Below are 11684 nucleotides of genomic sequence, written 5' to 3' on the forward strand. Positions count from 1 at the left end.
ATTCCCGATCTTATTCTGCTGCGACCGAAGCGGCTTCGAGGCGTTCCGCCTCCTGCTGGCGCAGAGCCTTTGCGTAGTCGCGCGGCATCACCTTGACGAACTTGCCCAGCGTGTTCGACCAGTCGTCGAGCAGCGCGCGGGCTCTTTTCGAGCCGGTGTGCAGGTGGTGGCGTTCGAGCAGGATGCGCAGGCGCTCCGCATCGTGGCGCAGCATGTCGCCCATGCCGAGGTCGCGGACCGAGACGGTGCGCTGTTGCGGCCGGCCCGTTCCCTCTTCCTCGTCGGCTTCGGCCGAGATCCGGATGAGATCGACCATCGCCGGGTTCACCAGCTTATCGAACTCGCCGTCCTCGTCGTAGACGTAGGCGATGCCGCCCGACATGCCCGCCGCGAAGTTGCGGCCGGTCTTGCCCAGCACGGTAACAACACCGCCGGTCATGTATTCGCAGCCGTGATCGCCGCAGCCTTCGACGACCGCGATCGCGCCCGAGTTGCGGACCGCGAAACGCTCGCCGCCGACACCGTTGAAGAACGCCTCGCCGGAAATCGCGCCGTACAGCACGGTATTGCCGACGATGATGTTCTTGGTCGGATCGCGATCGACATGGCCGGGCTGGCGCACGATCACGCGGCCGCCGGACAGGCCCTTGCCGACATAGTCGTTGGCATCGCCGGTCAGGTCGAGCGTGACGCCGTGGGCAAGCCAGGCGGCGAAGCTCTGGCCGGCAACGCCGGTGAGCTTCACGTGGATGGTATTGTCGGGCAGGCCGTCATGGCCGTAGCGACGGGCCACCTCGCCCGAGAGCATCGCGCCGACCGTGCGGTTGACGTTGATGACGCTCTTTTCGATGCGAACGGCCTGACGGTTTTCCAATGCATCGGCTGCACCTGCGATCAGGGCATTGTCCAGCGCGTTTTCGAGGCCGTGGTCCTGCGCTTCGCTCCAGCCCAGCGAGGGGCTGTCGCCCAGCGGTGCCTGGTAAAGCACCTTGGACAGATCGACGCCCTTGGCCTTCCAGTGCTGGACTGCCTTCTTCATGTCGAGCTTGTCGACGCGGCCGACCATTTCCGCGATCGTGCGGAAGCCGAGTTCGGCCATGATCGCGCGCAGTTCCTCGGCGACGAAGAAGAAGTAGTTGACCACATGCTCGGGCTGGCCGGTGAAGCGGGCCCGCAGGACGGGGTCCTGGGTGGCGACGCCGACGGGGCAGGTGTTGAGGTGGCACTTGCGCATCATGATGCAGCCGGCGGCGATCAGCGGGGCAGTGGCGAAGCCGAACTCCTCCGCGCCAAGCAGCGCCGCAACGGCAACGTCACGGCCGGTGCGCAGGCCGCCGTCGGCCTGAACCACCACGCGGCTGCGCAGGTTGTTGAGCAGCAGGGTCTGCTGGGTCTCGGCCAGGCCGATTTCCCAGGGCGAACCCGCGTGAGTCAGCGAGGTCAGCGGCGAAGCGCCGGTGCCGCCTTCGTAGCCCGAGATCGTGATGTGGTCCGCGCGGGCCTTGGAAACGCCTGCCGCAACGGTGCCCACGCCGACTTCCGACACCAGCTTGACCGAGACACGGCTGGTCGGGTTCACGTTCTTGAGATCGTGAATGAGCTGCGCAATGTCTTCGATCGAGTAGATGTCGTGGTGCGGCGGCGGCGAGATCAGGCCGACGCCCGGCGTCGAGTGACGGGTCGCGCCGATGGTCTTGTCGACCTTGTCGCCCGGCAACTGGCCGCCTTCGCCGGGCTTGGCGCCCTGGGCCATCTTGATCTGGATGTCGTCGGCATTGACGAGGTACTCGGTGGTCACGCCGAAGCGGCCCGAAGCAACCTGCTTGATCGACGAACGCATGGTATCGCCATTGGGCAGGGGCGTGAAGCGCGAGGGGTCCTCGCCGCCTTCACCGGTGTTCGACTTGCCGCCGATGCGGTTCATCGCCAGCGCCAGCGTGGTGTGCGCCTCCCAGGAGATCGAACCGTAGCTCATCGCGCCGGTGGCGAAGCGCTTCACGATTTCGCTGGCAGGTTCCACTTCGGAGATGTGGATCGCCTGACCGGGCACGAATTCCATCAATCCGCGGATGGTCAGCATCCGGGTCGACTGGTCGTTGATGGTGCGGGCGAATTCCTCGTACTTGGCGGGGATGTTGCCGCGCACGGCGTGCTGGAGCGCGCCGATGTTCTCGGACGTCCAGGCATGTTCCTCGCCGCGCACGCGCGAACCGTAGATGCCGCCGACATCGAGCATGTTCGCGTAGATCGGATTATCGCCATAGGCCGCATCGTGGCGGCGCACGGCTTCCTGCGCGATCTCCGCGAGACCGGCACCCTCGATCGAGGTCGCGGTTCCGGTGAAGTACTTCTCAACGAAGGCGGTCGAGAGGCCGACAGCATCGAAGATCTGGGCGCCGCAATACGACTGGTAGGTCGAGATGCCCATCTTGGACATGACCTTACGGATGCCCTTGCCGATGGCGTAGACGTAGTTCTTCGCCGCCTGCTCCGCCGTTACCGGCAGGTTCTTGCGAACGCGCACGGCTTCGATGGTCTCGAAGGCGAGGTAGGGGTTGATGGCTTCGGCGCCGAAGCCCGCCAGCGCGCAGAAGTGGTGGACTTCACGCGCTTCGCCGGTTTCCACGACGAGGCCGGTCTGCATGCGCAGGCCCTGGCGGACGAGGTGGTGGTGGACGGCGGCGGTTGCCAGCAGCGCCGGCATCGGGATGCGGTCCGGGCCCTGTGCGCGGTCGGACAGGACGAGGATGTTCTTGTCCGCCAGCACCGCTTCGGTCGCGGCCCAGCACATTTCCTTGATCGCCATTTCGAGGCCCGCGGCGCCGCTCTTGGCGTCCCAGGTCATGTCGATGGTGGCGGTGCGGAAGGCGCCGTCAAGTGCGGCTTCCACCGAGCGGATCTTGGCGAGGCCAAGGTCGGTCAGGATCGGCTGGCTGACTTCGAGGCGCTTGTGGCTGCCGGCGTCATGGCCGAGCAGGTTCGGGCGCGGGCCGATCATCGAGACGAGGCTCATGACCAGTTCCTCGCGGATCGGGTCGATCGGCGGGTTGGTGACCTGCGCGAAGTTCTGCTTGAAGTAGTCGTAAAGCAGACGGGCCTTGTTCGACAGCACCGGGATCGGCGTGTCGGTGCCCATCGAGCCGAGCGGATCGTCGGCGGCGACGGCCATCGGCTCCAGGAAGCGGGTAACGTCTTCCTGGGTATAGCCGAACACCTGCTGGCGATCGAGAAGGGTGCCGGTGGGCGCGGGCAGCTCGGCCAGCTCGGGCTCGATCACGTCGAGGTCCGCCAGCTTGTACTGCGCCTGGTCGAGCCACTTTTCATAGGGCTCGGCGGCGGCAAGCTGGGTCTTGATTTCCTCGTCCTCGATGATGCGGCCCTGATCGAAGTCGATCAGGAGCATCCTGCCGGGCTGGAGGCGCCACTTGCGGACGATGTTGTCTTCCTTGATCGGAAGCACGCCGGATTCCGACGCCATGACGCAGATATCGTCGTCGGTGACGAGGAAGCGCGCGGGGCGCAGGCCGTTACGGTCGAGCGTGGCGCCGATCTGGCGGCCGTCGGTGAAGGCCACGGCGGCCGGGCCGTCCCAGGGCTCCATCAGGGCGGCGTGATACTCGTAGAACGCGCGCCGTTCCGCCGTCATCAGCGGATTGCCCGCCCATGCTTCCGGGATCAGCATCATCATCGCGTGGCTGAGCGAATAGCCGCCCGCGAGCAGCAGCTCGAAAGCGTTGTCGAGGCAGGCGGTGTCCGACTGTCCATGCGGGATCAGCGGCCACATCTTGTCGAGGTCGGCGCCGAGCAGCTCCGATTCCATGGTGCGACGGCGGGCGTTCATCCAGTTCACGTTGCCGCGAACCGTGTTGATCTCGCCGTTGTGGGCCATGAAGCGGAACGGGTGTGCCAGCTTCCAGCTCGGGAAGGTGTTGGTCGAGAAGCGCTGGTGCACGAGGCCGAGCGCCGAGACGAACTCGGGATTGCGCAGATCGTCGTAGAACGAGCCGACCTGGGTTGCCAGCAGCAGGCCCTTGTAGACGATCGTGCGGCTGGAGAAGCTGGGCATGTACAGCTCGGTCAGGCCGGGCAGGTTATGCTTCTTCGCCATCGCTTCGAGCGGGTTCTGCGTCTGCTTGCGGATCGCCAGGATCTTGCGCTCGAACGCGTCCTGGTCGGCGCAGTTGTCGCCGCGGCCGACGAAGCACTGGCGGATCACCGGCATTGAGTTGATGACGGTCTTGCCGAGGCCATCGAGCGTGACGGGCACGTCGCGCCAGCCGATCAGGTGCTGGCCTTCCTTGGCGATGAACTTCTCGAAGGTCTGCGTGATGAGGTCGCGGCTGGCTTCGTCCTGCGGGAGGAAGCACATGGCGACGGCATAGTCGCCCGCCTGCGGCAGTTCGACGCCGGTGGCGGCGGCCCAGCTGCGGAACAGCGTATCGGGAAGCTGGGTCAGGATTCCTGCGCCGTCACCCAGCAGCGGGTCGGCGCCCACCGCACCGCGGTGGTCAATGTTTTTAAGGATTTCCAGTGCCTGAGTAATGATCGCATGTGTTTTCTGGCCTTTGATATGGGCTACGAAGCCCACACCACAGGAGTCGTGTTCGTTACGCGCATCATAAAGGCCCTGGGGCTTAGGAAATCCCATCGATAAAACCCATCCTGTCATTTTTTGTCGGGTTGCCTTCCATGCTCCGCCTCGGCGCGCACGAATCGTGCGACGCCGATACGCGTCATGGGGTCCCAAGCGCCCCCATGACGATTACGAGACGTTTTTGCAATGGCGAAGGCAGGGGGTCGCGCAGGATTTAGTGCGTGTGCACGGTAAAAAAGGGAATTTTGTTATGCAAAAACCCGGAACGGTTGCGCCGGACCGGGTTTTTGCAGGGATGTGACGTCGATTTGCCGGGGCGTCAGGCGGCGCCGCTCATCCGCTGGAGTGTGGCGAGTGCGGCGCGCAGTGCCTTTTCGGTTTCGGTAGGATCCGGCCGGGCCGGCGGATCGAACGGCCGATCGGGCGATGCCTGCGTCATACCGCTCTCTTCGGCATCCGCCGGAAGCATGTTTGCATCGAAATGAACGAAATTCTGCCGCGGGGCCTGACGGGAAAGGTTCAGCAGGGACGAGTAGCCCTGTTCGAGCACGGCCTCTTCCTCGTCGTCCTCGGGCTTCTCGTCATAGGCGAAGTCCTGCGAGAGAGCGTCGAATTCGGCATATCGGCCGGCATCTTCCTCTTCTTCGTCCCCGGCCTCGAACGCGTCAGGCCCGATTTCCACTGCAACGGCATGCGCGGTGCCGAGGGAGACCGGCGCGGCGGCGAGGCTGATATGGCGCGGCGGAAGGTAGCCGGGCAGGGCATCGTCGTCATTTCCGAACGAATCGAGCCCCACCGGGCGCAGGGCCGCCGGGATGCGGGAAATTGCGGAAGGTCCGTCCTCGCTTTCACCGGGCGCCTTATGCACGGGCAATGCGAATGGGGCGACCGAAGCAAGGCGCGGCAGAGGCGAGCGCAGGGTTTCGGTGAATGGCGGTTCTGCGAAAGGCGGGGCAGGGAATGCGATGGTTTTCGCCGTCGTGACCGAGGCTTCGGTTGCCGTCGGGAGTTCCGGCGAACTTGCGGGTGCATCGGGCGCGAACAGCGGTTGAGGCGCGGGCTGCCCGACGAACGCCGACGAGGAGGGCGTCACGGCGCTGCGCTTGCGGCGCTGTTCTTCCATCGCAAGGGCGAGGCGTTCGAGCAGTTCGACCTGCGACAGTGTTTCCAGTTCGGCTGCCGCGATTCGTTCCGCGGCATTCCGCGCGCTCTCCGTGTCCGCTTCGGGCAGGGTTGCGGCCGCGTCTGATTCGGCCGCCGGCGGGGCGGAAGCCGCGAATCCCGGAGCGGGTGTGCTCGCCTCGGCGGGTTCGGAAACCTTGTTCGCATAGGCTTCGAACAACCGGTTGTTCAGCGCTTCCGGCGCCGGCGTGGAAGGCGCGGGTTCCGTTTCCGGCCCGTCTTCGGCCTCGGCCCCGGTCTTGTCTTCGTGCGCCCATGCAGCCGGTGAGAAGCTGTGGATTTCCTGGCGAGGCTCAAGCCATTCGGGAACGCGGCCGAACGGAGCTTCGGAGCGATCGTCGCTTTCTTCCCGGCTCTCACCTGTCTCTTCTGCCGGGAACTGGCCGGGAACCGTCCATGCAGGAGCGGCGTCCGGCGCTGCCGCGATCGGCGCGAAACTGGGTCCGTCCTCGAAAGCGGGGGCCTCCGAAGCCGTTGAAGCGGGAAGCTGCGTGGTCACGATCCCGTCGATGTCGAGCTCCGACAAGTTGAGGATCTGGGGGGCTTCCTCGCCTTCGGGCCGTGTTTCGAGCGCTTCGGCGGGCTGTTCCTCGGCCACCAGCGCGAATGCGCGACGGCGGCGTGGCTGGTTTGCCTGCGGTGCGGGATCGGCCTCTTCCGCGCTTTCCGCCGTCTCGAAGCCGGCGAAAGGCATGCGAGCGGGCTGTGCCTCGGTGGTCTGGGCGACCCGGCGGCCGGCCACGAGGCCGACAAGTCCGCCGAGCCCGGTCATGGCGAGTGCGAAGAGGATGCGGGCGGTGTTGCCCAGCGGCGGCGTGGCCATCGGGAGCACCTTGCCCAGCCCGGTTGCGCCGACGATGCGTTCCAGCAGTGCCGGGCTCACCATGATCGACCCGAGGCCGAAGAGGGCGGCAAACCACAAGGCGACGATCGCGGGAAACAGGGGGTGACGGCTGATCGGCTGGGCCACGGCGGGCTTCCTGTTCTCTGCTTTCGCCACGAATTGTACCCCGTTTCTCACGTTGGAATTGCGGAATTCCGCCTTGTCAGGCAGCGGTTCCCAGTCCTTTTTCAGCATCGAGAGGTGCCACCATTTGGTAAACGTCTCGATAACGACGGGCATTGGCGGCCCAGTCGTGCCGTTCCCGGACATGTCGGCGCCCGGCCTCGCGATAGGCTTCCCACGATTCGCGGTGTGCGAGCAACCCTGCAAGAGCGGCCGCGCAGGCAGCCGGATCGTCAGGCGCGAACAGGGTTCCGGTCACGCCGTGGTCCACCAGTTCGCGGTGCCCGCCGACATCGCTGGCCGCGACAAGCTTGCCCTGTGCCATGGCCTCGAGCGGCTTGAGCGGGGTGACGAGGTCCGTGAGGCGGCTTTTCTTGCGCGGATAGGCCATGATGTCGGCCAGGGCGTAATAGCGATCGACTTCATGGTGAGGCACCCGGCCGATGAAGCGGATTGCCGACGCCGCCGGGGAGGCCAGCGCCTGAGCGCGCAGCGCCTCCTCGCGCGGGCCGCCGCCGACCATGAGCAGCCGCGCGTCGGGTTGTCTCTTCAGTAGCAGCGGCATGGCGGCGATCAGGTCGTCCAGCCCCTCATAGTCGTAGAAACTGCCGATGAAACCGATCACCGGACAGGCGCGGCCATCGGTTTCGAAGCCCAGTTCCTTTGCCAGCGCCCTGTCGCGCGCGGGCGGCGTACCGAACAGTTCCAGATCGACGCCGTTTGGCATTTTCGTGATCTTCGCGGTGGGAACGCCCCGGGCGATGAGATCGGCGCGCAGGCCGTCGCAGATCGTCACGATCGCATCGGCGCGGGCGACGACCCGGTTTTCGAGGGCGCGGGTCAGCCGGTATTTCAGCGAACCCTCGGCGCCGGTACCGTTGCCGACGGCCGCATCCTCCCAGAATGCGCGGATTTCATAGACCAGCGGGATGCCGTGCCGGCGCGCGACGCGCGACGCTGCGGCGCCGCAGAGCGAGGGGGAATGGGCGTGGATCACGTCGGGGCGCCATTCGCGCACCACCTGTTCGATGGTCTGCGCGAAGAGCCCGATCTCGCGCCATTCGCGCAGCCCGGCGGGCCCGCTTGCACTTCCGCGGGTGCGGTGGAAGACGAGGCCGTCCGCATCCTCGACATCGGGGCCAGTCGCTGTATGGCGCAGGCCTGTCACGCCGCGCACCTCGAAGCCCATCGCTTCCTGTGCCTTGAGGATCGCGCGGGTCCGGAAGGTGTAGCCGCTGTGCATCGGCAGCGAATGGTCGAGGACGTGGAGAACACGGGTCATGGTCGCAATTCCTATGCCTGCAAGGCTTAACGCCGCGTCAACTCCGTACTGCTAGGCCCGGCAGCGATGGTCGACATCCTTGCCCTTGCCGTGAGCCACGCCCTCTTGGCGCTTGCCGCCTGGCGCCTGCTGTGGCGGCCGGAACTGGACGTGGAGGGCGGGGCGGAGAAAAGCCGCCGCATCGTCCGCCGCGGGATGCAGTGGGGCGGCGCGGACGACCGGGCCGGAAGCCCGGATTCGAGCGACACGCAAGAGGCGGCAGGCGATGATTGATCTTGCGCTGAGCGGCTTTCTCTTCGGGTTTCTCCTGCTGGGGCTCAAGCGTCCGTTTCTCTGGGTGCTGTGCTATCTCTATGTCGACATCATGTCGCCGCAGGTCATTTCCTGGGGGATACTGGCGCATTTTCCGGTCTCGCTCATGGCCTTTGCCGCAGCCTTTCTCGGCTGGGTTCTGTTTGACGACAAGCGCGATTCGCGCATTACCGGGCGCCAGATCCTGCTGGCGCTGCTGTTGTTCTATTGCGCGGTAAGCACGCTTCGGGCCGTTTATCCGGTGGAGGCGCAGGAGAAATGGGCCTGGGTCTGGAAGGCGCTGGTCTTCGCGATCTTCCTGCCTTTCACCTTGCGAACGCGGTTGCGGATAGAGGCGGTGGCGCTGGTCATGGTGCTGTCCGCTGCGGCGCTGATCGTCGATGGAGGGCTGAAAACCGCGCTTGGCGGCAGCGGCTACGGCACTTTGCGGATCTTCGTGGACAACAACACCGGGCTCTACGAAGGGTCGATCCTTTCCTGCGTGGCGATCGCCATCATTCCCATCATCCTGTGGCTGGCGAAGTACGGGACGGTCTTCCCGCCTGACTGGCGCGTGCGTGTTTTCGCGGCGGCGCTGATCTTTGCCTGTGCCCTGATTCCGGTGGGAACCCAGGCCCGGACGGGGCTGGTGTGCCTGGGCGTGCTATGCCTGTTCTACTTGCGAACGGCCCGGCACAAGGTGCTGATCGCGGGGGGAATGGCGCTGGCCGTCATGGTTGCCTTGCCGTTCCTGCCGGCCTCTTTCCTGGCGCGCATGGGGACGATCGAGAACCACCAGTCCGACCAGTCCGCCGGTACCCGTCTCGGGGTGTGGAGCTGGACCTGGGACTATGTGAAGCACAATCCGCTGGGCGGCGGCTTCGTGGTCAGCATGGCGAGCAAGGTGGCTTACGATACGGTCTCCGTGCAGACGGTGGGCAACAGCACGACGGTCACGCGAACGCCGGTCGTCGAGCAGGGGCGCGCCTTCCATTCGAGCTATTTCGAAATGCTGGGAGAGCAGGGTTTTCCGGGGTTCTTCCTGTGGATACTGCTGCAACTGACCGGGCTGGTGCAGATGGAGATGATCCGCCGCCGCTGGAGGAAACGCACCGGTGCCGACGAGGCCTGGGTGGCGCCGCTGGCGATCGCGCTCCAGCTTGCGCAAGTGGTCTACCTGATCGGATCGCTGTTCGTTGGCATCGCTTTCCAGCCCTTCATCCTGATGCTGATCGGCCTGCAATGCGGCTTCTGGAGCTACCTGAAGCGGATCGACACAACCGCACCAGAACGACACCTGAAGGCACCAGAGATGCGGGTGCAGGCTGCCACGTCGCCCAGGGGGGTAGCCGGTCGGCACAGGCACCGGATCGGGACCGGCCGTGCTCCTTGAGAAAATTTAATCCTAACGCGCGACGGTTTCCTATCGCTCTGAAAAGTCCCGGGCTTCGCCATTTACGGCAAATTAACCTTTAACCTTCATTGGTCCTATGGTTAATACAGGGAAATGTCCGTTCCGGCTGGGGTTTGCGCCGAGAGGACGGGGGCGAAAGGGAATTCCGATGCGAGTGCTGCTGATCGAGGATGAACCGACCACCGCGCGGGCTATCGAGCTCATGCTGACGGCCGAAGGCTTCAACGTCTATTCGACGGATCTGGGCGAAGAAGGCCTCGATCTCGGCAAGCTCTACGATTACGACATCATCCTGCTCGACCTCAACCTGCCCGACATGCACGGCTATGACGTGCTCAAGAAGCTGCGCGTCGCCAAGGTGCAGACGCCGGTGCTGATCCTTTCGGGCATCTCGGAAATGGATTCGAAGGTCCGCTCGTTCGGCTTCGGCGCCGACGACTATGTGACCAAGCCCTTCCACCGCGAAGAACTGATCGCGCGCATTCACGCCGTGGTTCGCCGCTCGAAGGGCCATTCGCAGTCGGTCATCCGTACCGGCAAGCTGGTCGTCAACCTCGACGCCAAGACCGTCGAGGTCGACAGCGCCCGCGTGCATCTGACCGGCAAGGAATATGCGATGCTGGAGCTGCTCTCGCTGCGCAAGGGCACCACGCTGACCAAGGAAATGTTCCTCAACCACCTTTACGGCGGCATGGACGAACCCGAACTCAAGATCATCGACGTCTTCATCTGCAAGCTGCGCAAGAAGCTGGCCCATGCCTGCGGCGGCGCCAACTACATCGAGACGGTCTGGGGCCGCGGCTATGTGCTGCGCGACCCGGACGAGCTTCAGGACGTCGCCTGAACCGACCCGCCTCTAAACATAGGGGCGCGTGCGTAACTGATGCGGGAACAAAGCGGCCTGCCCTTCCGGGGGCGGGCCGTTTCGCTTTCGAGGCCTGCGGCCTTCAGGTTCCCCCTTCGCCTTCGGCGCCGGCGAAGGCCGGGGAAGGGGGCTGAGAACAGGCCCGGTTCCGTCTCCGTCGCCGGGAAATCGGCGCGAGTGGGGCCGTAGCGGCGGGTCCCACGTTGACCTTGCCGGGCAACGGTGCCAGTGCCCCGCGCCATGACGGCTCACAAACCCGGCGATCCGACCACGCTCAACCGCCTCTACGGCCGCGCCAAGGGCAAGCCCCTGCGCGCGGGCCAGCAGGCGCTGGTCGACAACCTGCTCCCGCGAATCGCGGTTCCCCTCGAAGGTCCGGTCACCTCCGACCTGCTGTTCGGCGACGATCGCCCGATGCATTTCGAGATCGGCTTCGGCGGCGGCGAACATATGGCGGGCCGGGCGGACATGCTGCCCAACCACGGCTTCATCGGCGCCGAACCCTTCATCAACGGTGTTGCCCAGGCGCTCACCCATGTTGCCGGAGACAATGGCGCCAGCACGCCGCTCGGCAATGTGCGCATTCATCACGGCGATGCGCTGGAAGTGCTTTCGCGCATTCCCGACGGTTCGCTCTCGTTCCTCTACCTGCTGCACCCGGACCCCTGGCCCAAGGCGCGCCATGCCAAGCGGCGCATGATGAACGATGGCCCGGTGGACATGTTCGCGGCCAAGCTGAAGCCCGGCGGCGAGTTCCGTTTCGGCACGGACCACGCGGTCTACGTGCGCCACGCGCTGATGGTGATGCAGCGCCATACCGACCAGTTCGAGTGGCTTTGCGAGAAACCGCAGGACTTCCAGGTCCGTCCGGGCGGCTGGCCGGAGACGCGCTACGAGAACAAGGCGCGCACCGTCTACGGGCACGAGGTCTGGTATTTCCGCTATCGGCGCAAGTAAGCGTCAGGCCCAAAAGAAACGCCGCCCCGGATCAGGTCCGGGACGGCGGCATCTCTGGGAAAAAAAGGGGCGTCCGGACATGATCCGGGCGCC

The 11684-nt window shown here is 65.3% G+C and carries 7 protein-coding genes; 4 read left to right on the top strand and 3 right to left on the bottom strand.

The genetic code is table 11. The features are described 5' to 3' along the window. Window positions 1–10: 10 nt before the first annotated feature. The 3 genes from gltB to U9J33_RS02595 form a co-directional block, all read right to left on the bottom strand. Window positions 11–4648 (bottom strand): glutamate synthase large subunit, encoded by a 4638-nt coding sequence (gene gltB, locus U9J33_RS02585; RefSeq protein ID WP_324697667.1) that lies wholly within the window; start codon window positions 4646–4648, stop codon window positions 11–13. Window positions 4649–4913: 265 nt separating this feature from the next. Continuing rightward, window positions 4914–6899 (bottom strand): hypothetical protein, encoded by a 1986-nt coding sequence (locus tag U9J33_RS02590; protein WP_324697669.1) that lies wholly within the window; start codon window positions 6897–6899, stop codon window positions 4914–4916. Further along, a complete protein-coding gene (locus tag U9J33_RS02595) occupies window positions 6823–8064 on the bottom strand; it encodes a TIGR04063 family PEP-CTERM/XrtA system glycosyltransferase (RefSeq protein ID WP_324697671.1) in 1242 nt (413 codons plus the stop codon). The genes U9J33_RS02590 and U9J33_RS02595 overlap by 77 nt, the downstream gene beginning before the upstream one ends. 66 nt (window positions 8065–8130) lie before the next feature. On the opposite strand from U9J33_RS02595, the gene U9J33_RS02600 reads away from it, so the two are divergent. The 4 genes from U9J33_RS02600 to trmB all read left to right on the top strand — a co-directional run bounded on the left by U9J33_RS02600 (window position 8131) and on the right by trmB (window position 11591). Then, on the top strand, window positions 8131–8337 hold the full coding sequence (locus tag U9J33_RS02600; protein ID WP_185998948.1) for a hypothetical protein: 207 nt from the start codon (window positions 8131–8133) through the stop codon (window positions 8335–8337). Next, the gene (locus tag U9J33_RS02605; RefSeq protein ID WP_324697675.1) at window positions 8330–9748 is read left to right on the top strand and encodes a putative O-glycosylation ligase, exosortase A system-associated; all 1419 of its coding nucleotides are present in this window, start codon (window positions 8330–8332) and stop codon (window positions 9746–9748) included. Before U9J33_RS02600 ends, U9J33_RS02605 begins: the two co-directional genes overlap by 8 nt. A gap of 169 nt (window positions 9749–9917) precedes the next feature. After that, window positions 9918–10613 (top strand): response regulator transcription factor CtrA, encoded by a 696-nt coding sequence (gene ctrA / locus U9J33_RS02610; RefSeq protein ID WP_054441077.1) that lies wholly within the window; start codon window positions 9918–9920, stop codon window positions 10611–10613. 261 nt (window positions 10614–10874) lie between these two features. After that, window positions 10875–11591 (top strand): tRNA (guanine(46)-N(7))-methyltransferase TrmB, encoded by a 717-nt coding sequence (gene trmB, locus U9J33_RS02615; RefSeq protein WP_054441075.1) that lies wholly within the window; start codon window positions 10875–10877, stop codon window positions 11589–11591. The last annotated feature ends 93 nt before the right edge of the window (window positions 11592–11684 follow it).

The sequence above is a fragment of the Novosphingobium sp. RL4 genome (assembly GCF_035658495.1).
Taxonomy (GTDB): domain Bacteria; phylum Pseudomonadota; class Alphaproteobacteria; order Sphingomonadales; family Sphingomonadaceae; genus Novosphingobium.

What these genes read in the sequence shown, in the direction of transcription:
- U9J33_RS02590 (WP_324697669.1), bottom strand. Translation starts at nt 6,899, where the DNA reads ATGCCCGTCGTTATCGAGACGTTTACCAAATGGTGGCACCTCTCGATG.
- ctrA (WP_054441077.1), top strand. Translation starts at nt 9,918, where the DNA reads ATGCGAGTGCTGCTGATCGAGGATGAACCGACCACCGCGCGGGCTATC.
- U9J33_RS02600 (WP_185998948.1), top strand. Translation starts at nt 8,131, where the DNA reads ATGGTCGACATCCTTGCCCTTGCCGTGAGCCACGCCCTCTTGGCGCTT.
- gltB (WP_324697667.1), bottom strand. Translation starts at nt 4,648, where the DNA reads ATGGGATTTCCTAAGCCCCAGGGCCTTTATGATGCGCGTAACGAACAC.
- trmB (WP_054441075.1), top strand. Translation starts at nt 10,875, where the DNA reads ATGACGGCTCACAAACCCGGCGATCCGACCACGCTCAACCGCCTCTAC.
- U9J33_RS02595 (WP_324697671.1), bottom strand. Translation starts at nt 8,064, where the DNA reads ATGACCCGTGTTCTCCACGTCCTCGACCATTCGCTGCCGATGCACAGC.
- U9J33_RS02605 (WP_324697675.1), top strand. Translation starts at nt 8,330, where the DNA reads ATGATTGATCTTGCGCTGAGCGGCTTTCTCTTCGGGTTTCTCCTGCTG.